General features: G+C 40.1%; 15 protein-coding genes and 2 pseudogenes. 10 read left to right on the top strand and 7 right to left on the bottom strand.

Annotation, left to right across the window (positions count from 1 at the left end; all coding sequences use genetic code 11):
• Window positions 1–73: 73 nt before the first annotated feature.
• Window positions 74–448 (bottom strand): DUF4870 domain-containing protein, encoded by a 375-nt coding sequence (locus tag AC504W_RS17500; RefSeq protein ID WP_494873535.1) that lies wholly within the window; start codon window positions 446–448, stop codon window positions 74–76.
• Between the two features lie 405 nt (window positions 449–853).
• Here AC504W_RS17500 and AC504W_RS17495 point away from each other — a divergent pair, with 405 nt between their 5' ends.
• Window positions 854–1,780 carry an ATP adenylyltransferase family protein gene (locus tag AC504W_RS17495; protein ID WP_494879370.1) on the top strand — a complete coding sequence of 309 codons (927 nt, stop codon included), beginning with the start codon at window positions 854–856 and terminating at the stop codon, window positions 1,778–1,780.
• A 23-nt stretch (window positions 1,781–1,803) separates the two neighbouring features.
• Here the strand turns inward: AC504W_RS17495 and AC504W_RS17490 are convergent, their stop codons facing one another.
• Together AC504W_RS17490 and psbA are read right to left on the bottom strand one after the other, a co-directional pair.
• Window positions 1,804–2,388, bottom strand: coding sequence for an endonuclease dU (locus AC504W_RS17490; RefSeq protein ID WP_494873533.1), 585 nt, complete (start codon window positions 2,386–2,388; stop codon window positions 1,804–1,806).
• Window positions 2,389–2,538: 150 nt separating this feature from the next.
• Complete coding sequence (psbA, locus tag AC504W_RS17485) at window positions 2,539–3,621, bottom strand: photosystem II q(b) protein (protein WP_494873532.1); 1,083 nt, start codon at window positions 3,619–3,621, stop codon at window positions 2,539–2,541.
• A gap of 197 nt (window positions 3,622–3,818) precedes the next feature.
• Between psbA and cofG the strand changes: the two genes are divergently transcribed.
• From cofG to gshB, 7 genes and pseudogenes are all read left to right on the top strand, one after another.
• The gene (gene cofG / locus AC504W_RS17480) at window positions 3,819–4,781 is read left to right on the top strand and encodes a 7,8-didemethyl-8-hydroxy-5-deazariboflavin synthase subunit CofG (protein ID WP_494873531.1); all 963 of its coding nucleotides are present in this window, start codon (window positions 3,819–3,821) and stop codon (window positions 4,779–4,781) included.
• Window positions 4,782–4,891: 110 nt separating this feature from the next.
• Window positions 4,892–6,628: a GTPase HflX gene (gene hflX, locus AC504W_RS17475; RefSeq protein WP_103125990.1), complete on the top strand. Its 1,737-nt coding sequence runs from the start codon at window positions 4,892–4,894 to the stop codon at window positions 6,626–6,628.
• Between the two features lie 359 nt (window positions 6,629–6,987).
• Window positions 6,988–7,878, top strand: coding sequence for a 2OG-Fe(II) oxygenase (locus AC504W_RS17470; RefSeq protein WP_494873530.1), 891 nt, complete (start codon window positions 6,988–6,990; stop codon window positions 7,876–7,878).
• A 518-nt stretch (window positions 7,879–8,396) separates the two neighbouring features.
• Window positions 8,397–9,128, top strand: a pseudogene (locus AC504W_RS17465) (XDD4 family exosortase-dependent surface protein); the annotation flags it as partial.
• A gap of 186 nt (window positions 9,129–9,314) precedes the next feature.
• A pseudogene (locus tag AC504W_RS17460) lies at window positions 9,315–9,380 on the top strand (hypothetical protein); the annotation flags it as partial.
• A 199-nt stretch (window positions 9,381–9,579) separates the two neighbouring features.
• Complete coding sequence (gene grxC / locus AC504W_RS17455; protein WP_494873529.1) at window positions 9,580–9,840, top strand: glutaredoxin 3; 261 nt, start codon at window positions 9,580–9,582, stop codon at window positions 9,838–9,840.
• 132 nt (window positions 9,841–9,972) lie between these two features.
• The gene (gene gshB / locus AC504W_RS17450) at window positions 9,973–10,947 is read left to right on the top strand and encodes a glutathione synthase (protein WP_494873528.1); all 975 of its coding nucleotides are present in this window, start codon (window positions 9,973–9,975) and stop codon (window positions 10,945–10,947) included.
• A 390-nt stretch (window positions 10,948–11,337) separates the two neighbouring features.
• Here gshB and ftsZ read toward each other — a convergent pair whose 3' ends face one another.
• From ftsZ to AC504W_RS17435, 3 genes are all read right to left on the bottom strand, one after another.
• Window positions 11,338–12,624 (bottom strand): cell division protein FtsZ, encoded by a 1,287-nt coding sequence (ftsZ, locus tag AC504W_RS17445; RefSeq protein WP_044501075.1) that lies wholly within the window; start codon window positions 12,622–12,624, stop codon window positions 11,338–11,340.
• An 80-nt stretch (window positions 12,625–12,704) separates the two neighbouring features.
• Entirely contained in the window at window positions 12,705–13,250 is a 546-nt protein-coding gene (locus AC504W_RS17440) for a hypothetical protein (RefSeq protein ID WP_494873527.1), read from the bottom strand.
• Window positions 13,251–13,519: 269 nt separating this feature from the next.
• On the bottom strand, window positions 13,520–14,365 hold the full coding sequence (locus AC504W_RS17435) for a cell division protein FtsQ/DivIB (RefSeq protein WP_494873526.1): 846 nt from the start codon (window positions 14,363–14,365) through the stop codon (window positions 13,520–13,522).
• A gap of 936 nt (window positions 14,366–15,301) precedes the next feature.
• On the opposite strand from AC504W_RS17435, the gene AC504W_RS17430 reads away from it, so the two are divergent.
• Window positions 15,302–16,633, top strand: a complete 1,332-nt coding sequence (locus AC504W_RS17430; protein WP_494873525.1) for a P-loop NTPase fold protein — start codon at window positions 15,302–15,304, stop codon at window positions 16,631–16,633.
• A gap of 116 nt (window positions 16,634–16,749) precedes the next feature.
• The gene (locus AC504W_RS17425; RefSeq protein WP_494873524.1) at window positions 16,750–21,756 is read left to right on the top strand and encodes a WD40 domain-containing protein; all 5,007 of its coding nucleotides are present in this window, start codon (window positions 16,750–16,752) and stop codon (window positions 21,754–21,756) included.
• Window positions 21,757–21,800: 44 nt separating this feature from the next.
• On the opposite strand, the gene AC504W_RS17420 is transcribed toward AC504W_RS17425, so the two are convergent.
• Entirely contained in the window at window positions 21,801–22,115 is a 315-nt protein-coding gene (locus AC504W_RS17420; RefSeq protein WP_494873522.1) for a hypothetical protein, read from the bottom strand.
• Window positions 22,116–22,642: the final 527 nt, after the last annotated feature.

Here is a 22,642-nt window from a genome sequence, read left to right as displayed (position 1 = left end):
ATCATCTATCTAATAAAAAAGGGATGATTAAATCATCCCTTTCTCATACCAACTTTATCTACACCCATAACAATTAGAACACTCGGAAAATAAACGGATAACGGAACGGTTCATCAGGATTGCTAAAACAGTGCAGCAGCGCCACAATTGTCAGCCCCCAGTGTAATAAAAAGCCCAAAGCTACAAGGGGAAAGAATAAAAGTCCCCCAATCCCAAAAGTGAGCCAAGATAAAACTGCAATTGGTACTCCAATTATGGTTGCCCAAAACCAAACATTGAAGTGGAAATTAATTGATTCTTTAGCATTACTTTTAACAACAGGGTCATCCGAAATAATATTAATGACAATCGGTACACCAATCGAAAACAACGTTGTACTAAAGAAAATTGCCCCATGACACAGAGATGATAACAGTTTGCGCTTATCAGAATCGAAAGAAGTTTGCATCCTGGTGGCTCCTTAAGTTACTTGTTATCTTTTATTGTAAATGGTAGTTTTTCAGCCTTATATGGCAGTTTACCGTACTTCGTAAATTCTCGAATATTTCTTAACCATTGATTAGCTTTGCCAATTACTCATCAGAGATAAATGATGGTGTTTCCCGTACCTACGCGTTAGAAAACTATAATTTTTCAGCAATCAGGTTTGAATTCTGAACTAGGTTTAGGGTCGGCTTTTTTAATAAAACTCTCAATCAAACAAATATTTAATAGTTAATGCCCACCTTACAGATATGTATTGTTTTCCATAAATTAAATATAAGTACTACTTTAAAAGTAATACTCATCAATTCTCCATAGCTTGGTGTTGAATCTGATTTAGACTGATAAATGTTAAATAAATAATTCATCAATGGCACAGGGAGAAATCTTACTCAACCCTGGCACTTTATGGACAAGTGTCAAAGAATGTACTGAATATGCTTTAAAATGTGGAGCATTACTGTCTATCCCCACAAAGTTTGAATTTGTTGAACAAGACGGTGTTAACTTTTTAGTCCGAATTTTATCTAACCTTGTTCGCAAAGACGCAGCGAAGAAACAGCAAGACAAACAAACTTCTGCTGGTAAGGAGTTCAACCCTTTCCTTCCCTACGAAAAGGATTTATTTGTGGCGGATGTTTCCGATACTCATGTCTGTATTTTGAATAAATTCAACGTGGTTGACTATCACCTACTCATCATCACCCGCGCATTTGAAGAACAAGAAAGCCTACTTACCCCAGAAGATTTTGCTGCTTTATTAGCATGTTTAGCCGACTTTGATGGTTTAGCTTTTTACAACAGTGGTAAAACCGCAGGCGCTAGTCAGCGACACAAGCACTTACAAATAGTACCTTTACCACTAGTTACTTCAGGAGTGCAAACACCTATTGAACCACTACTAACATCAGCAGAATTTGAAGATGGTGTAGGAAGCATAACGCAATTACCTTTTGTTAACGCCTTTGCAAATTTAGATCCCAATTGGGTGCAATCTCCGCTAACTTATGCTGAGTCTATATTAAAGGTATATCAAAATTTATTAAGTGCTGTTGGGATAGAAGCAGTTAATAATAATCAACCATCTGGTGCTTACAATCTGTTAGTAACTAGAGAATGGATGTTCATCGTACCGCGATCGCAAGAACATTTCCACTCCATTTCTGTCAACTCATTAGGATTCGCTGGTGCGTTACTGGTACGGAATGAACAAGAAATGCAACTCCTCAAAAACACAGGCCCAATGATCATCCTGAAAGAAGTGGCTGTACAAAATTCCCAGGTCAATAGTCAATAGTAATTTATATCTCCATCACTCCTTCAAGCCTGTCGTCCACTCTCCCCTTTCACAACCGCAGAGGTTATCAGATGCGCTAAACGCAAAGCCTCTGGTACATGACCACAGTCTGTTAGTCGCTGAAGCACTTGAGCCGTAACATCAGGTTCTGCACCATAAACTTGAAAGTAAAACGGTGGATATTCATAGACAGTGCCAGCATGAAGTATGGTTTCTAGCCGTTTTTCTGGATGAGGCAATCTTTGCATTGCGTAAATCATCGCGTTGAGTTTAGGTTGCTTTCGCATCACGGCAATACAAGGGCGCTCTAATCTTTCGGCTAACAATGGCAAATCAACTATATTAAAGCCACCTAAAGAAATTCCATCTAACAGCACTATATGGAGATGTGGTAAAAATTTGCCCCCAATTAGCAACTGACAAAGTGTTTCGGTTGCATCCCAACCATCAGCTTGTATCTCTCCCCAAACCATACCTTCAAAGCGAGTGTCTGCACAGATAACACCTGCAACCCCTACAGGTTTATTGGTGTTCCGCATAAAAGGAGCATCGTCAAAACCTACAGCACGAATTGTCCGGTGATTTTTGAGCAGAACTTTTAGTTCCATGAATATCTTTATATAACGCTGAAATTCTCAGAGCTTCTCCAAGACAACGATTATATTAAAGCTTTTACCCATAATAAAAACGCCCTCCATTGGAGGGCGTTTTTATCACTTTTCTACTGAAAGAGACGTTAGCGTTACCGTCTCAGAAAATTAACCATTGATAGCAGGAGCTTGAAGTGCAACAGGAGCAACATCACCAGCAGCCAAATCTAAGGGGAAGTTGTGAGCATTGCGCTCGTGCATTACTTCCATACCCAAGTTAGCGCGGTTGATGATATCAGCCCAGGTGTTAATTACACGACCTTGAGAGTCAATCACAGACTGGTTGAAGTTGAAACCGTTCAAGTTGAACGCCATTGTGCTTACGCCCAATGCTGTGAACCAGATTCCAATTACAGGCCATGCAGCTAAGAAGAAGTGCAAGGAACGGCTGTTGTTGAAGGACGCGTATTGGAATATCAAGCGACCGAAGTAACCGTGTGCTGCAACGATGTTGTAGGTTTCTTCTTCTTGTCCGAATTTGTATCCGTAGTTTTGGGATTCGTTTTCGGTTGTCTCACGAACTAAGGAGGATGTTACCAAGCTTCCGTGCATTGCGGAGAATAAGCTACCACCGAATACACCTGCTACACCCAACATGTGGAAGGGGTGCATCAAGATGTTGTGTTCTGCTTGGAACACGATCATGAAGTTGAAGGTTCCAGAGATACCCAAGGGCATACCATCAGAGAATGAACCTTGTCCAATTGGGTAGATCAAGAATACTGCTGTTGCTGCTGCTACTGGTGCAGAGAAGGCTAGGCAGATCCAAGGACGCATACCCAAACGGTAAGACAATTCCCACTCACGACCGAGGTAGCAGAATACGCCAATCAGGAAGTGGAATATTACCAATTGGTAAGGGCCACCATTGTACAACCACTCATCAAGAGAAGCTGCTTCCCAAATTGGGTAGAAGTGCAAGCCAATTGCGTTGGAGGAAGGTACTACTGCACCAGAGATGATGTTGTTTCCGTAGAGTAAGGAACCTGCTACTGGTTCACGGATACCATCGATGTCTACTGGGGGTGCGGCGATGAAGGCGATTACGAAGCAGGTGGTTGCAGCCAGCAAGGTTGGGATCATTAATACGCCGAACCAGCCGATGTATAGGCGGTTGTTTGTGCTGGTGATCCAGTTGCAGAACTGCTCCCATACGTTGGCGCTACGGCGCTGTTGTAAGGTTGCTGTCATGTCTTTATGATTGCTTTGGTTATGTATGTTTCAGGTGTTTTCACCTGTTGTTACATATCTTAAAGGTAATTATTGCTTTTTGTAAAGCATTCTGAGAAAAAATTTTTAACTTACCCTGTAGAAAGCTCTGATACCTAGTTATAGTCAGGGTTTTGCGGTAAATTGATACGTTTACAATTCTTCAAGATATCTATTTTATGACGGATGCTAATTCTGCCATTGTTACCTACAGCCCTGCTTATACAATCGTTCCAACTTACGAGTGCTTCAATCGCTGTACTTACTGCAACTTTCGTGCCAACCCCGGTGAGAGTTCTTGGCTGACGCTATCAGCAGCAGAGGAAATCTTAAAACAACTTAAAAATGAGAAAATCTGTGAAATTCTGATCCTTAGTGGTGAGGTACACCCTAATTCACCACAGCGTCAGGCCTGGTTTCAGCGAATTTATGATTTATGTGCATTAGCATTGACGATGGGTTTTTTACCACACACCAACGCTGGGCCTCTGAGTTTTGCAGAAATGCAACAGTTAAAAAATGTCAATGTCTCAATGGGTTTGATGTTGGAACAGTTAACACCAGAACTGTTGAAGACTGTACATCGCTACGCACCTAGTAAAGTCCCAGAATTGAGACTGCAACAATTACAATGGGCGGGAGAATTGCAAATTCCCTTCACCACAGGTTTGCTTTTAGGAATTGGCGAAACCGCAGATGATTGGTGGACAACCTTAGAAGCTATATCTAAGACTCATCAACGCCACCATCACATTCAAGAAGTGATTTTGCAACCTCACAGTCCGGGAAATCAGCAAACATTTGACGCACCAGGTTTTGACCCCCATCAGTTACCCGCAGTGATTACCAAAGCCCGTCAAATTTTACCGCCAGAAATTACAATTCAAATTCCGCCAAATCTAGTTAAAGATGAGCAATGGTTACTCGCTTGTATTAAAGCGGGTGCTAGAGATTTAGGCGGAATAAGCCCAAAAGATGAAGTGAATCCCGACTATCCTCATATTCAAGAACAAGAATTGAGAGACATTTTACAACCAGCGGGGTGGGAATTAGTGCCGCGGTTACCTGTGTATCCGCAATTTGATAGCTGGTTGTCAGAAGAATTGCAAACAGCAGTGAGTCTCTGGTGGAATAGATCCTGAAAGCTGACTGCATATCGCACCCCCCAAAAGACAGAGCTTGTACCCTAGCAACTGTTGTAAAATAGACAATAGAAGGATTCGGAGGGCCAGTTAACTGGTCATAAACGCCTATAGAGACTATCTTCGGAAATCTCCAAGGTTTAAAGTCCAGCCAGCTGAAACACCTACAGCGGCTGTACCACCAGCGTATACCAGGCGATCGCATCACAACGCCTGAGTTTTCCCAGCGTCTAGCAGCCATTAGCACAGAAATCAATCAACCCGTGTGTGCCTATCTCAACCGTCGCGGTCAAGTGATTCGTGTTGGGGTAGGCACACCGCGTCAGACGCAAATCCCACCGCTAGAACTGCCTCGTTATGGTGCAGAACGTCTTAGCGGTATTCGCTGTATTGCCACCCATCTCAAATCAGAACCACCGAATGAGGTAGCCCTGACAGCTATGGCAATGCAACGTTTAGACGCGTTGGTGCTGCTGAATATTACTGGAACAGGATTTACTCGGCGTGGTGGTGGTGCGACAGGTTATGTCAAAGAAGCTTATTTAGCTCATTTAGTCTCAGATACTAAACAATTAGTAACAGTCCAAAACTCAGCACCTGGTACGCAAAACTCAGCAATTTACTCTAGTATTTCCCCACCGATGAGCTTGGATATGTTGGCAGAACAAGATTTCATCGACTTAGTGGAAGGACTAGAAGAAGAATTCCGCCGAGAATTTGTTGCCCAGGAAGTAGATGCTGACCATGACCGCGTGTTAATTGTGGGAGTGATGACAGATGAATTAACTCCGCAACAATTTCACGACACCATAGCGGAATTAGGGCGATTAGTAGATACGGCTGGCGGTGATGTCATACAGACATTACAACAAAAGCGATCGCGCATTCATCCTCAAACAGTCATCGGTGAAGGTAAGGTGCAAGAAGTCGCCTTAACTGCCCAAACCCTAGGATGTAATCTTGTTGTCTTCGACCGCGACCTCTCACCCGCCCAAGTCCGTAACTTAGAAGCACAAATTGGTATTCGGGTAGTTGACCGCACAGAAGTCATTCTGGATATCTTTGCCCAACGCGCCCAATCCCGTGCAGGTAAATTGCAAGTAGAACTGGCACAGTTAGGATATATGCTGCCGCGACTGACTGGTAGAGGACAAGCAATGTCGCGGTTAGGTGGTGGTATCGGTACTCGCGGCCCTGGTGAAACCAAACTAGAAACAGAACGCCGGGCAATTCAGCGGCGAATTTCTCGACTGCAACAAGAAGTCGACCAGTTGCAAGCCCATCGTTCGCGGTTACGGCAACGACGGCAACATCGGGAAGTTCCTTCAGTCGCCTTGGTTGGTTATACCAACGCTGGGAAATCGACCTCACTCAATGCCCTGACTAACGCTGAAGTCTATACGGCTGACCAGCTATTTGCTACCCTTGACCCAACTACACGTCGTTTGGTAATTCCCCATGCTGACACTAATGAACCCCAAGAAATTCTGATTACAGATACAGTAGGGTTCATTCACGAATTACCTGCATCCTTAATGGATGCTTTCCGTGCCACCTTGGAAGAAGTCACAGAAGCTGATGCTTTATTACATTTAGTGGATTTGTCTCATCCTGCTTGGTTAAGTCACATTCGCTCAGTACGAGAAATTCTTGCCGCCATGCCTGTGACTCCTGGCCCAGCGTTGGTTGCCTTTAACAAAATTGATCAAGTAGACAGCGAAACGTTAGCTATAGCACGGGAAGAATTTCCTTTAGCTGTGTTCATTTCGGCAAGTGAACGTTTAGGCTTAGAAACCTTGCGTTTACGTCTTAGCCAATTGATTGCATACGCTGTTGAACCTCGGTAAATACCGAAAATAAATTTTGAATATTTAATGCACAATGCCGTAGTTCGTATAACTACGGCTTTCATTTTTTAATCTTGAATTACTGTGGTATTTCCTGAATGACAGGATGATTGAAAATGTGCTAGAACCAATAGCTATCAGTATAAAAAGTACAAAGTAAAGAATCCAGATACGCCAAATTTTTCAGCATTTTTGATAGTCTGCTAATTTTTACAAAGTTGTACTAGATATTTTTATTGTTCTGTAATTCAGAAAGTAAGTCGAGTTTTCGCCCAGATTTGACGAAACCTAGACATTACTTTCTTACTTTGATTTTTGCCCACTTTCCCGGCGATCGCTATCCTAACCACTAATCATTTATGTCAACAAATTCTCAACAAATAGAAAATAAGAAAGTCAAAGTTCAACTTCTGTTAGCAGGAGGACATCAGTACACAGTTTATTTGAATCCAGATGACCCTGTACTGCATAGCCTGTTAACAACTATTGTGGCTCGTGCTTATAAACAAGAATCTGCGAGTCACTGTTTATTTCAAGTTCCCATTAATGAAGGACATTCTGCCTTATCTTTTGCTAGTGAAAATCTTGTTGGTTTAGTAACCGAACCACCTCTTTGGATACAGCAAACTGAAAATGTAGAACCTGTAGCCAATGATATTTTGAATTCTAGTTATGTACAAATAGATAATTTTCTCTCGCCTAATGAGCATGAGCGCCTGATCAAGTATGTACTAGCTAACAAATCAAATTTTGTCTCTACTAGTACTTCTACTAATGATCAAAATTATCGTCGCTCAATGGTGCTGTACTCATTCCCTGAGTTTGCTGAACTAATTGTCAACAAAATCCAAAATATTATGCCTGATGTTATGAGTAAATTGGGAATGTCGCCATTTCCGATATCTCAAATTGAAAGCCAACTGACATCACATAATGATGGAAATTTTTACAAAATTCATAACGATAATGGTAGTCCAGATACTGCCACAAGAGAATTAACTTATGTTTATTACTTCAATCGAGAACCCAAGCGGTTTTCGGGAGGAGAATTATTAATATACGACAGTAAAGTGGAAAATAACTTTTATGTCAAAGCAGAATCTTTTAAAACTGTCGAACCGCGCAATAACAGTGTTGTCTTTTTCCTCAGCCGATATATGCACCAGGTTCTCCCGGTAAAGTGTCCATCTAAAGCCTTTGCAGATAGCCGTTTTACTATCAATGGTTGGGTACGCCGAGAAGCATCTTAGGTTAGATGCCTATTTACTTTGAATCATCTTCAAGTGAGGTGATATCCTCACTTTTTTATTTATAAAGAAGACTTAAAGATTAAATTTATTCTGCTAGAAAATACTTAAATAAGTTTTTTAAATGTAAACATATAACCTCTATATAAATACATAAAAACTATTGTTTTCCACCTTTAGATTAAAGTTCTTATAAAAATCTAGATAAACTATAGACTACTGATAATCTACTGTGGCAAATTATATTTATTAATCACTGAGAAAATAAAAGTTTCAGAGATTCCTATCAAGTGCATCCCACATTGAATTCCCTCCTAGAAAATAGAAAGTTTCGTTATACAAACTAACTGATATAGCAAGGGCTTAAATAATAAATTGCCTAAAAAATAGCTGCTCACAAGCAACTTGTAGACTCAGTTTGTCATAACTTAAACGCTCTATTTTGAAGGGATATTTTATGCTGCAATGCGATTTCATGAAGCTTTTTACAAGCAAAAAGGAGTTTTAAACAAGTGGTTCAAATGAATTTACAAAGACGAATAGGTTATATAACTTGTGGTTTTTCGTCATTGGCTATAGTTATGGCTGGGCAGATGTCTCAAGCAGATGCTGCATCTATCAGTTTTTCAGGCACAGGAACTAATACTGCATCAGGTGGAACTACTAATGCTTTAGGAGCATCAGTCATCTTTGATGACAGTCTAAATCCAGGAAAATTGACAATTACCTTAAGGAATACAGGTCCAGGTGCTTCAGCACCCTCTGATGTTCTGACATCAGTCTTTTGGGAGTATGGCGGATCTGCTCTAACAAACTTATCGTTATATTCTGCCAACGCTCCAACTACCATTGGAAGCAATGCAGGTAATAATGTCGATCTAAAAGGTATCAATGAATGGAAATTGCCAAACACTGGTAATGGTACCAATGATCTTCCTGGCATAACCCAAAACTATGGTATTGGTACTGCGGGATTAGGAATTTTTCAAGGCGGTGGTGGACAGCAATTTAATTACGGCATCATCAGTGGTTATGATAGTCCAAACCCAGCCGTAACAGGTGGGACTTTTGTGAAAGATTATGCAACCTTCGTTTTATCAGGTCTACCGAGCGCTTTCGATATAACGAAGATTGGTAACATTCGCTTCCAGTTCGGAACTAATCTAAGTGAACCAAGCTTTGCTGGTGTACTACAAACACCCGCGCCCGCACCAGCGCCAGCGCCAGCGCCAGCGCCAGCACCAGCGCCAGCACCAGCACCAGCACCAGCACCAGCGCCAGCACCAGCACCAGCACCAGCACCAGCGCCAGCGCCAGCACCAGCGCCAGCACCAGCACCAGCGCCCGCACCTACTCCATCTCCTACAACTTACTATCAGCCATCTACTTCTCAGCCGCTACCAAAGAGAGTTCCTGAACCTAGTACACTAGCAGCTTTAAGCTTATTTGGTATGAGTACTTTAAGGCTGAAGAAAAAAAATCAAGATGAGAAATCGCCAGCCTAAACAAGATAATTAAGTTCTCATATTAATTTAGATATGGGTTGAGAAGTAGATAAACACTTCTTGCCCAATTTTTTTGAGCCATAATTCTTTGATTAGTACAAGTCACCAGATTTACTTTTGGTGACAAACAAGGTTAAAGCAACTAGAACGAATAACGAAGTTTTAGAATTGAGAAGTATAAAACCAAATAGAGGACATTATGGCTGCTAACGTAGAAATTTACACTTGGAGGACTTGCCCATTTTGCATCCGTGCCAAAAGTTTGCTGACCAGTAAGGGCGTTGAATTTACAGAATACAGCATTGATGGTGACGAAGACGCACGAGATAAAATGGCTCAAAGAGGTAATGGCAAACGTTCTGTACCCCAAATTTTTATTAACGATCGCCATATTGGTGGTTGTGATGATATTCACGCCTTAGACCGTCAAGGTAAGCTGGATGAACTACTAGCTAGTTAGAGGTAATTTATAAAATAAGCAAGTATTAAAATTAGGCTACTGTCTGCTGCTAATCTTTGTGAGTTAGTTAAATCATCAGGCGTTAATCTAAATTGAAGAACTTAGAATTTCCTGGCGATTGAGGCAAACAGCGTGAAACTGGCTTTTATTATTGATCCCATCCATCTGCTTGACCCGTGTCATGATACCAGCGTTGCTTTGATGGAAGCAGCACAAATTTTAGGGCATGAAATCTGGATAACTCAGGCAAGCTGGCTGAGTGTGGTAGAAGGTAAAGCATGGGCTATTCTGCAACAGGTAGAACTAGTACCAATACAGTTAGTAGAGGGACGTTGGGTAGCGGCAAATCCTTGGTATACGTTAAGCCAACGTTCCTTAATGAAGCTGGAAACAATGGATGCCGTATTTATGCGGACAGATCCACCAGTTAATGATTCTTACCTATTTGCTACCTACATTCTCGATTATGTTGACCAAAACAAAACTTTGGTAATTAACAATCCCGATGGTATCAGGAGGGCAAACGAAAAAATGTATGCTCTCCAATTTAGTGAAGTAATTCCCGAAACTATTGTCAGTGCTGATAAGCAGTTTATCCGACAATTTGTTGAAGCTAAAGGAGCGACGGTTCTCAAACCACTAGGTAACAAAGCTGGGGAAGGGATTTTATTTTTACAAGCAGGCGATCGCAACTTTAACTCTATTGTTGAACTTAGCACCTATCAGGGAAAATTACCTGTGATGGTGCAAACCTATTTACCAGAGGCTAAAGATGGAGATAAGCGCATCATCTTGCTTCATGGTGAACCGATTGGTGCTTTAAATCGTCTTTCTAGTGGCAGTGATTTCCGCAACAATATGGCTGCTGGTGGTACAGTTGCGGAAACTGAAATTACTCCCAGAGAACATGAAATATGTACTCGCCTAGCTGAAAAATTACGCCAAGATGGCTTAATTTTTGTAGGTATTGATGTGATTGGTGGTTACCTAACAGAAGTCAACGTTACCAGTCCTACAGGAATTCGGGAAATCGATAGACTCAATGGGACTCGTTTAGGTCATCAGGTAATTCAATGGGTGGAACAGAGACTACAAGCTAAAAAATAAAATAATGGCGATGATTTTGAATATTTCACGGTCTGCTTTGGTGATTTACTGTCCAGTAACTCTAGAATCAAGGGCATAATTTGAGCGATCGCACCTGTCAGGTAAGGCTTCTCGCTTTTGAGACAGGTGCTAATAATAGAAATCAATCGTGACTCCGCTCAACATTTTTTCTAAATACAAAATTAGGACATAGGAGTCAGCAGACTCTTGCCCAAATAAATTTAGCCTGTAAGTAGTTTGGAGGAGTTTTTCACCAATTAGCAAAATCAAAAATGGCAACAGAATTTTTGCTTCTGTCCCTCGTGAAACTTAGGAATTAGCAAATTTTATACAGCGCTCAGTCTGAACTGAAACTGCAAATTTCATTTAAAATCTCAAATTCACAATTAATCATTTGCCTGGTGGAGTACGCCGTCTTTGGAGAAATTCAGGAATGTCTAAACCTGATTTTTCTTTAGGTTCTGCTACTGGTGTAGATGGATTTGCTGTTGGTGATTGGGAGGCTGGTTTTTTTTGTGCTGGTGCTACACGAGGATTGCTGGCATTTTGTGGTGGTGCTGTTGGGCCTTCACCTGTGAAGCCAGTGGCAATCACGGTAATTCTGACTTCACCTTGTAGTCGGTCATCAATTACTGCACCAAAAATAATATTGGCGTTGGGATCAACTACCTCATAAATTGTTTCTGCGGCTGCATTCACTTCATGCAAGGTTAAGTCACTACCGCCAGTAATGTTGAAGACTACTCCTCTAGCTCCTTCAATCGAAGATTCTAGCAAAGGTGAAGAAATAGCTGCGATCGCCGCTTCTCTAGCGCGTGATTTGCCTGAGCTAATCCCAATCCCCATCAGTGCTGATCCCGCATCTGCCATCACAGCACGCACATCTGCAAAGTCTACGTTGACTAAACCAGGAATAGTGATGATGTCAGATATGCCTTGTACCCCTTGACGCAACACATCATCTGCATAACGAAAAGCTTCCTGTACAGGTGTCTGTTCGGGAATCACTTCTAATAATTTGTTGTTGGGGATGATAATCAGTGTATCTACCCGACTTTTCAGTCCTTCAATACCTTGTTCTGCTTGGCTGGTACGGCGGCGACCTTCAAACACAAATGGACGTGTGACCACACCAACTGTCAAAGCGCCCATTTCTTTAGCTACTTCTGCAACTATTGGCGCAGCACCTGTTCCAGTTCCACCACCCATTCCAGCAGTGATGAATACTAAATCAGCACCCTCTAAAGCTGTGGCAATTTCATCGCGTGATTCTTCAGCGGCCTTCTGCCCAATCGCCGGATTACCACCTGCGCCTAAACCACGGGTTAACTTTTGTCCAATTTGCAGCCGACTTGGCGCTCCAGCTAAAGTTAAAGCTTGAGCATCAGTATTAATTGACCAAAACTCCACGCCACTCACATCAGACTCGATCATCCGGTTCACGGCATTACCACCACCACCACCAACACCAATTACTTTGATGTTGGCGACTCTACCTGGAACAATCTCGCCAATGCGGCTATTTTCTACTGATATTTTTTTACTGTCTTGGCCTTGAGCAAAGTTCAGCCCAGAATGATTAAAGGGATTATTTGAGTTCACTGCCAGCGAAAATCCTGATTGTCCCACAGATTGGGAGTTTTTATAGGTAAGCCCTTGGTTATTATCAAGCGTCATTGGATTTGTGAAAGGTAGATAAACGACTTTTCCGGGTGTTATTCACCTCAGAATCAACTATAGTTTGACACTGCCAAAATCTATAGGTACTGCTCTTGATTGTGAACATGACTGACAACCTTAACAAGATTGTCAATCTGAAAGTTTGCTATGGAAGCAGCTGTTAGAGCAGGCGATCGCATAGCTAATTCTAGAGAAGTATACCTACATTTACCTAAAGTTGATCTGTCTAACTTTAATAAGCTATTGATAGCTTTACTACTATGTTGCCGATTTTGCATAGTATAAATTTGGCATACTGAATGCCCTCCTATGATTTTGGTTAATGATTTAAGTTGGTCATTAATTTTACAACTACCTGTGATAGTTTTTTGTGTGCTAACTTTCGCTTTTCTGGAGTTTAATGAGTAAATTTTATTATTTCTTAATATTAAATAATACTCAAAATTAGGGTTACTTTTACTTTTATCATCTGTAGTATTGACTTGTTTTCCTTTGTAAAATCTAAACTTCATGAGCTTACAAAGCACACTAAGCTTATATAATTGAGCAGATAACATAACTGATAAAGATGCAAGGTGTCGCGTCTTATCTGCTTTAATAATATAGTTGATAGATTTAACCATTGGCGATAATTGCAACCTAAAAACTAAAATTTATCTTCTACATACATATCACTAGATTTTAGAGATAAAGGAAAATTTGGATTGATAGCCACAAAGGAGACTTGATAGTTAAGCCTCCTGTTATCTCTTATTAAAAGTTCACGCTAATTTTTTGAGTGTATTGTCAAAAAAGTGAAAATTATCAATAAACTTATATATTTATCTATTAGCATCAAATTTCTTAATTTACTGATAATATTTGATACATATAAATCAATATAGACTGTTTCTTAGGGTATTTGCGAGTCAACCTTTTGGCTTTTTTGGATCATATGTACTATGGGAGAGTCAGGATTTTTGAGATCAATATACTCTATTTGACTAGGATTAATTTTGGCAGGTAAATTTCGTAGTTGTGTCAGTACCTTGATTTGTTCTGCTAATAGTGAACTGGGAGTACCAAAATGTACATTGCCGATTTCGGTTTTCAGGATTAAATTCGTTAAATCTTGAAAATTAACTTCCATAATTTTCACAGAACTTTGACTTAGTGAGGGATACAGTTGAATCCAATATTTCTGATATTGTTCTGGTGTGCCAACAACTTTCAGACTTGGTAATTTCAACTTTGGATTCACTAATGTATATTTTTCTAACGGTATCCAAACACCATTAGCATCTAGCAAACCAGTAGAAGACTGTTTATTTTTAGCTGGAGTATTGGCTTCTGCAAACCTTTGAGCCATTGCTATAGGTACACGTTCTTGGATTTCGATAATTAACCCAGGCGGAAACAAGCGCCGATTAACAATTGCTTGAGCGATTGTCGGTTGTTTTTTCAAAGAGTCAGCGATCGCCGCAGGTTCAACCTTCCATAAAGATTGAGGATAAGATAGCTTCAGCATCGACTTAATTGCTGTTTCTGGCAGGACTTGATTCCCTGACTTGATCACAATTTGTTTGGGATCATTGAGTACCCATACAGGTTGAAGTGCTACCCAAAGCGATCCCCCAGCTAAACCGCTAATGGCCACAGTTCGCCAAATAGCTTGAATAATTTTCATTTGCCTCTGCCGACGTAATTTTTTGCGGCGCTGGGCTAAATCTGTCTGAGAAACGGAGACAATACCTGCCATTCTCACCTCTTGTTGATTACAATCTAAATTTTTAATTTGGCTGATAAAGTTGGTTAAGTGCAGAATTCTCTATGGTTTTCAGTATCACCTTACAGCAACAACAGCAAAATTTAGGTATGAGAAACTTTACCTATTTTATTTTGCAGTGTTGAGTTGCCATTAAGTTAATTCTGGTGAACTTAAGTTACCGCGATCGCCTACGAACCTGGCAAACGAATTAGCGTTGACAAAAATACTATTCTATGCACTTGTAATAGGTAACTTCTTTACAGTAATTATGCCTTTCTGCGACGCATATCGCATTAATTGTCAAAAAATATAGCTAATTTCGAGACACAGATGTTTTGTCGCAAAAGCAATATTGTGTCCCACATTTAACTCAAATGACAAAACATAATCTTGAGCTTGACATTATAGCAATCCTATTTGATTTGTAAACATCGTGCAGGGAAGAAGAGTATTGGCAATAAATATGCTTCTCGGTTCTTGTGAATGATTGAGAACGGCAAATGTTGATTCTGCCTTAATCTAAGAAGTAAAAATTTTACCAGCATTTATATCTGACATAAACCATAAATTAATCTCAGAGTAAATACTTAAATTGATAATTAAATAAATACATATTGAAATTTTGTGTCTGCTAATTCTCTTGACGACATTAACAACTGCATATAAGTTTGTATTCAGTCAAGTAAAAGCTTAAAGATTGTCAAAAGTTCAACAAAATAAGGCTAAAAGACAGATATACTGAACTTATCAGGGACAATTCCATTTCTAGTATTGTCTAATAGCCACTGGTAGCAAAAGCTTACCTAGTGAAACTCACCCGAAATTCAAAAACCAAGGTGAATTCATCTAATAGCTATAACTTAACTAGATATGCTTCGTATATAAATATACAAATAACACAGTATCTACAACTGCATCTACATCTCAATGATTAATACAGAGTATTTGTCACGCTTTTATAAAGCATGTAACCCTAGCTATGCGCTCAACATGAGCGATCGGCTTGATCAGCAGTACTATATAGATTTCGCCAATGTACGTGGCTGCAAAATTGTCGAAGAATTGCAACGTACAATCAGCCGTATTTCTCCCGATGAACCTACCTGTCAGTTATTTACAGGTCATATTGGTTGTGGTAAATCTACAGAATTACAACGCCTCAAAGCAGAACTAGAAGCTGTAGGATTTCATGTAGTTTACTTTGAATCTAGTCAAGACTTGGATATGGCGGATATCGATGTCAGCGATATTTTGCTGAGTGTAGCTCGTCAAGTCAGCGCTAGTTTAGAAGCAATTAAGATCCAAGTTCAACCACATTACTTTATCAATCTCTTCAAAGAAATTGGAGATTTTTTGCAAAGCCCTATAGAACTTTCTGGACAAGCAGAGTTGTCCTTGGGAATTGCGAAAATTACAGCCAAAACCAAAGATAGCGCCCAGGTAAGAAATCAACTGAGGCAATATCTAGAACCACGTACTAATAGTATTTTGCAAGCAATTAACGAAGAGGTTCTAGAAAAAGCTGTTGAACAACTTAAACTCAGAGGTCAAAAAGGTTTAGTTGTTATTGTTGATAATTTAGATCGAGTAGATATGCGTCCTTTAGCATCTGGGCGGACACAACCAGAATATCTGTTCATAGACCGAGGTGAACAATTACGCCGCCTCAAATGCCATGTAGTCTACACTATTCCCCTAGCGTTAATTTTTTCTAATGAGTATGAAACACTCAAAAACCGCTTAGGTGGAGGTATTGCGCCTAAAGTATTACCAATGGTAAGAGTTAGGCAAAGAGATGGTAGTGACTACGAACCAGGGATGTTACTACTGCGCCAGTTAGTTTTAGCCAGAGCTTTTCCAGCAGTTTCCTACAACGAAAGGCTGTCGTTAATCACAGAATTATTTGAGTATCCTGAAACCCTCGACCGTTTATGTCGTGTGAGTGGCGGCCACATCCGTAACTTATTAGGATTGCTATATAGCTGTCTGCAACGCCAAGATCCTCCTTTTTCTGGGGACTGTTTAGAAGCAGTAATTAAAGACTACCGAGATGACTTGCTATTAGCTATTGATGAATATCAGTGGGAACTATTATTTGAGGTTGTACAACAGCAGAGCGTAAAAGGAGAATCTGAGTATCAAAGCTTGCTGCGAAGTATGTATTTATTTGAATACCGCGATCCTGTTGGTCGTTGGTTTGGGATTAGTCCAGCATTAGCAGAGACAGAAAAAGTTATTGCTTGGCAGCAAAAAATATAATCGTACTGAGTGAGCTAATAGTTATTAGCATCAGTCATTAGTCCATCTTCATTTGACTAGTGACTAATTTATAATGAGCAATTTTTCCTGTTGAGGCTGTATTCCGGTTTTGAGATATGACAAAATCCCCATTCACAGTAGAGAGTGTTAATCATAATAAGAATTCTCTACAAAGGTTAGTGCGCTCAATCAAGCTTTCTAAAGGTCAATTTGCTCTTATTCTTGTGCGATGTAACTATCAGCAATTAAGAGAGCAAATGCTAGAAAATATTCGCTCTCTGACAAAAGATATAAACTTACAAGAAATCTATCTCCAACCAGCAACTAAAGCCTTACATACAACAATCATTACAAAATTAAGTCTAGATCATCCTGCCGTAATTACAGATTCTCTACCATCAGCAGTCATGGTTTTTGGTTTAGAGTCAATTCTGGCACTGGAAGACTTATTAACGAGTCTTAATCAAGCTAGAGATATCTATACAGCAACTTTTCCTTTTCCTGTGGTGTTGTGGCTACAAGATGAAGTGGCAACAATGCTGACCAAACTAGCACCAGATTTCAAAAGTTGGGCTGCCACTACTATCAAGTTTGAATTGTCAAAAGAAGATTTAATTGCCTTAATACGTCAAGAGACAGAATCACTGTTTGCTAAATTTTTAGAAGCAGGTGCGGAAAAATTTTTATCTAATGCTGCTCTTGATTTAGCACCTAAATCACAACATCGTCACGAAATTGAGTCTGCCAGAAATGATTTACTGCGTCTGTATAGTGTTCAATTAGAGCCAGGGTTAGAAGCTAGTTTAGAATTTGTTTTAGGACGAGATAAATACGCTAGTGACCAAATTAATAGTGCATTAGCTCATTATCAAAGAAGCTTAAGTTTATGGCAGAGAGAGGCTAAACGAGAAAATGAAATAGTTCAAAAAATAGAAGTATTAGATGAAAAATTAGAACATAATTATGCTTACAGAATTCGACAGGCAATAGTCTTATTCCATGTGGGTCTATGTTATCGCCGTATGGCTGACTTACATCAAATTACTAATAGTAACTATTGTCAACACGCTCTTTCATGGTTTCAGAGGTGTTTAGATTTATTAGAACAATTACAAAGACAAGATTTAGTAGCAAAATTTATTTTGCCTGCTTGTGAAATGCTGCAACGTTTAAAATATTTGGACGAGCTAGAAGTATTAGCACAAAAGTCTTTACATCTACATGAAAAGTATGGAAATACTGCTAAATTAGCACAAGATTATGGCTTTTTAGCAGATGTAGCAGCATCACGCAATAATTGGGTATTGGCACATGAATTAGCCAATACCGCACTTTCTATTGCCGAATTAGCAACAGAAGTTTCTCGACAGCAGGAAAGTTGGTATCTTTTATTGTTGGCTCGGACTCAGAAACATTTAGGGCAATGGGAAGAAGCAATTAGTAATTTAGAATGGGCTAGGGTAGTTTGTGAACTACAGTATGAACCATCGCTATATTTAGAAATTTTAGAAGAATTGCGATCGCTCTACTTCTTTGAGCGCCATGATTATGCAGAAGCATTCAATCTCAAGCAAGAAAAAGTTCAAATAGAACACCAATATGGTTTTCGTGTATTTATTGGAGCCAGTCAATTACAGCCAAAACGCTACAGAATTAACCCTGTTTTAGAAACCCAAAAAATTTCATTTATCCCAGAGGATATCGCTCAAGAAATAGCTGCTTCTGGACGGCTGCAAGATGTTAACCGTTTAATTGAAAGAATTACCCGTGCTGATCATAAATTAACTATCATACATGGACAATCAGGAGTTGGTAAAAGTTCAACTATTAAAGCAGGTTTAGTACCTGCTTTAAAGGGAAGAGTTATTGGTGAAAGGATTCCCTTACCGATTGTTTTATCAGGATATACAGATTGGGTAACAGCTTTGGGACGTAGTATCAACCAAACTTTAGCACAGTCAGAATTAGCAATTGCTGTAGAATTTACACCTACTATCCTCATAGAAAAGCTACGTTTAGCAACAGAATGTAATCATATAATAGTTATTATATTTGACCAGTTTGAAGAATTTTTCTTTACGAGTAACTCTAGCCAAAGATTAGAATTTTATAAATTTTTTATTGCCTGCTTGAATATTCCTTATGTAAAAACAATTATTTCATTAAGAGAAGATTATTTACATTATTTGTTGGAATTTGAACGTTTTAGTAAAGAAAATAATGATTATTTATATGATTTAGGTGTAATTAATAAAAATATTCTTGATAAAGATATTCGTTATTTTTTAGGTAAATTTTCCATAGAAGATACAAGAGGAATTATTTACAGTTTTACAAAACGCTCCCACTATGAAATGAGTGATGAATTAATTCATCAGCTAGTCCAGGATTTAGCTGGAGAATCAGGAGAAGTAAATCCAATTGAATTACAAATAGTTGGAGTGCAGTTACAAGCAGAAAATATCACGACACTCGAACAATATAAAATTTGTGGTAGTTCAGCAAAGCTAGTTGAGCGCTGGCTTGAGGAAGTGATCAAGGATTGTGGCGAAGAAAATGAAGATTTAAGTTGGCAATTATTATTTGAGCTAACTGATGAAAAAGGCTTTCGTCCCCTCAAGACTAAATCTGATTTAACCATTGCTTTAGGAAAGAATATCCATACAACATCTGGCACAAAATCAGACTGTGAGCTAATTCTCGAAATTTTAGTAGGTTCAGGTTTGATATTGCGGTTGCGTGAAGAATTAGGCGATCGCTATCAATTAGTCCATGATTATTTGGTAGAGCCAATTCGTCAGAGAAATAGTTATGGCATAGTTGCTGAACTCGAAAAAGTCAAATCTGAAAAAAAACGCGCTGAAGTTGCACAAAAGCTGTCTCAAGAACATCTCAATTTAATTTTGCAAAGGCGGTTGCGAGAAGCACGCATAGCAGGTGTTGTGTTGGCAATTATGGGTGGGACTATTGCCGCTTTATGGTGGCAAGCCGACTTGCAAAAAAGAGCCGCAATTCGTCAAACAATTCGCGCCGAACGTAGTGAAACTAATTTGAAAATTAGTGCGATCGCCGCAACTAGTGAAGCTTTATTTGCTTCCAACAAAGAGTTTGATGCCCTTTTAGAAGGTTTACGCGCCTGGAGAAAATTGAAACAAGCAGACGAAGTGTTACCAGAAACTCGAATGCGTGTAGTAACTGCCTTACAACAGGCAGTTTATGGGGTGTCGGAGTTAAATCGTTTGGAAGGACACACTGATATTGTTTGGGGTGTCGCTTTTAGTCCTGATGGCAAATTATTGGCTTCTGGTAGCCGCGATCAAACAGTGAAACTTTGGCGACCTGATGGAACTTTGCTACAAACTCTGAAAGGTCATACTGAGTCAGTCACCAGCGTGAGTTTTAGTCCCGATGGGCAAAGTCTCGCATCTTCCAGCCTCGACAAAACTGTACAAATCTGGCAGAAAAACCCAATTACGGGCGAATTTGATTTACAACCAGCCAAAACCCTAGTAGACCGAGGCTGGGTTTATTGTGTGAGTTACAGTCCCGATGGAGAGTTGCTGGCGACAGGTAATAAAGATGCCACAGTCAAACTTTGGCGTAAGGACGGTACTTTAGTCAAAGTTCTGAAAGGACATCAAGGGTGGGTAAATTGGGTCAGTTTTAGCCCTGATGGTCAATTAATTGCTTCAGCTAGTGACGATCGCACCGTAAAAATCTGGCGACGCGATGGCACACTAGTCAAAACACTGTCTGGACATCAAAATGGTGTAACTGTTGTGACTTTTAGTCCTGATGGGCAAATGATTGCTTCAGCAGGTAGAGATAAAATTATCAAATTGTGGCAGCGACAGCCAAATAGTGACGATAACTTTGACTTTCAAGCTTATAAAAATTTAGAGCAGCATACTAGTACAATTTGGAGCCTGAATTTCAGCATTGATGGGCAAAGGTTAGCGTCAGGAAGTGATGACAATACTGTTAACCTTTGGAGTAGCACCGGCACATTACTCAAAACCTTTAAAGGCCATAGTGATGCGGTGGCTAGTGTGGCTTTTAGCCCAGATAACAAAATATTGGCATCAGGTAGTTATGACAAAAGTGTCAAAATTTGGAGTTTGGATGCACCAACATTACCAATTTTGCGGGGGCATCAAGATAGAGTTTTGAGTGTCGCATGGAGTCCTGATGGGCAGATGTTGGCTTCTGGTAGCCGCGATCGCACCGTAAAACTCTGGCAAAGAGAAACAATTCGTGGCGAAGCCACAACCCGACTTTACAAAACTTTAGTAGGGCATACAGATAAAGTTCCTAGTGTAAGTTTTGACCCTTTCGGTGAACTGCTGGCATCAGGTAGTTATGACAAAACAGTAAAAATCTGGCGACGGGATGGCACTTTACTCAAGACCTTGCAAGGACATACTGATAGTGTTATGAGTGTCAGTTTTAGTCCTGATGGCCAGCTATTAGCATCAGCCAGTAAAGACAAAACAATCAAACTGTGGAGTCGTGACGGTCAATTACTCACAACCTTGGTAGGACACCAAGGTTGGGTAAACAGCGTTAATTTTAGTCCTGATAGCCAGCTGCTTGCCTCTGCTAGTGATGATCAAACAGTCAAACTGTGGCGACGGGATGGTACTTTGGTCAAAACGTTTTCACCCCATGACAGTTGGGTATTGGGTGTTAGCTTCAGCCCTACTGACCAATTAATCGCTTCTGCTAGTTGGGATAACACCGTGAGATTATGGCGGCGCGATGGTACTTTGTTAAAAACATTGTTAAAGGGCTACAGCGATAGTGTTAATTCCGTGACTTTCAGCCCCAATGGTGAATTACTGGCGGCTGCTAGTTGGGATAGCACAGTCAAACTGTGGAGTCGTGATGGCAAGTTAATTAAAACCCTGAATGGACATCGCGCCCCAGTCTTGAGTGTGAGTTTTAGCCCGGATGGTCATACATTAGCATCCGCAAGTGATGACAACACAATCATTTTGTGGAATTTGCATTTGGAAGACTTACTGTTGCGTGGTTGTAACTGGGCAGACAATTACCTTAGTCACAACCATAATGTTGAAGAACGCGATCGCTTTTTGTGTGATGGCATTAGTCCTGGCCAATAAAGATTTCAGTTGATCAAACCAAGAGCGATCGCTTTGCAAATTTTTTAATCGCTGTTTTCTTTAATCACCTCTGGTAGCAAATTTTCTAGAAAAGCTTTGAGTCTCATCCTCTCAATGTAAGGCCAGCCACCCTCAGACTCAATATCTTTCAGTAGTGAGTAAAGTTGCTGACGATTATCGGGCAGACTCTCCTGAAAAACACCATCCCGAATTGCTCGATGTAAATACTCCAACTGCCGCAGCAAGTTTAAAAGAGCGAGTGGATCTCCTTGGCAATCCCTCGCTACATCATTCACTGCTGAGGCAATTTTTTCCAATTCCTCAGAAAAATCTGTCGATTCAAAACTTTTGTTGCTCATGCAACTCTCTCTGTCAAAATTAGGTCTACTCAAATTTACCGAAGATTGTCGGTTTTCAGGCGCGATCGCCAGTGGTTAATACATAATCCTTACATTCAGAAATATCAGGCTTCTGTAAGCTTCTAGGAGTTGCTCATGGCTGATTTTGAAGTATTTGCTACTACTATTCGTTTTCACTGTCTCAAAGGAACTTAGTCAGTCTAGTTCAAAATCTCCTCTTTGCCAGATTAGTCTCCCCAATAATTTTGTGAACTCAGTCCAAATCAAAAACAATAGCAATCTCTCGCAAAAGAGAGTGGTGGCTTTGATTACAGCCTCCTAGGAAGCTAGATAGGATCAAAGACTTCCTACTTTAAACTAGAGTGCTTTGATTTTGAGTTAAAAAAAATCGTATGATCTGGCTGATTTCCCTATAAAGCAATGGGCTGTATGTAGTGGCAATACATACATAATACAGAAAGGCTTCTAAAACCCTGCAAATGCCTACGGTAGTTGCAGGGTGTGAAGCCCGACGTTAAAAGCATCAC

The organism is Nostoc sp. C96, assembly GCF_059384975.1.
This window is presented reverse-complemented; position numbering and strand designations above follow the sequence as displayed.

Bases quoted from the DNA above. Each gene is read 5' to 3' on its own strand.
- AC504W_RS17500 (WP_494873535.1), bottom strand. From the start codon at position 448: ATGCAAACTTCTTTCGATTCTGATAAGCGCAAACTGTTATCATCTCTG.
- AC504W_RS17495 (WP_494879370.1), top strand. From the start codon at position 854: ATGGCACAGGGAGAAATCTTACTCAACCCTGGCACTTTATGGACAAGT.
- AC504W_RS17490 (WP_494873533.1), bottom strand. From the start codon at position 2,388: ATGGAACTAAAAGTTCTGCTCAAAAATCACCGGACAATTCGTGCTGTA.
- psbA (WP_494873532.1), bottom strand. From the start codon at position 3,621: ATGACAGCAACCTTACAACAGCGCCGTAGCGCCAACGTATGGGAGCAG.
- cofG (WP_494873531.1), top strand. From the start codon at position 3,819: ATGACGGATGCTAATTCTGCCATTGTTACCTACAGCCCTGCTTATACA.
- AC504W_RS17470 (WP_494873530.1), top strand. From the start codon at position 6,988: ATGTCAACAAATTCTCAACAAATAGAAAATAAGAAAGTCAAAGTTCAA.
- grxC (WP_494873529.1), top strand. From the start codon at position 9,580: ATGGCTGCTAACGTAGAAATTTACACTTGGAGGACTTGCCCATTTTGC.
- ftsZ (WP_044501075.1), bottom strand. From the start codon at position 12,624: ATGACGCTTGATAATAACCAAGGGCTTACCTATAAAAACTCCCAATCT.
- AC504W_RS17440 (WP_494873527.1), bottom strand. From the start codon at position 13,250: ATGGTTAAATCTATCAACTATATTATTAAAGCAGATAAGACGCGACAC.
- AC504W_RS17435 (WP_494873526.1), bottom strand. From the start codon at position 14,365: ATGGCAGGTATTGTCTCCGTTTCTCAGACAGATTTAGCCCAGCGCCGC.
- AC504W_RS17430 (WP_494873525.1), top strand. From the start codon at position 15,302: ATGATTAATACAGAGTATTTGTCACGCTTTTATAAAGCATGTAACCCT.
- AC504W_RS17425 (WP_494873524.1), top strand. From the start codon at position 16,750: ATGACAAAATCCCCATTCACAGTAGAGAGTGTTAATCATAATAAGAAT.
- AC504W_RS17420 (WP_494873522.1), bottom strand. From the start codon at position 22,115: ATGAGCAACAAAAGTTTTGAATCGACAGATTTTTCTGAGGAATTGGAA.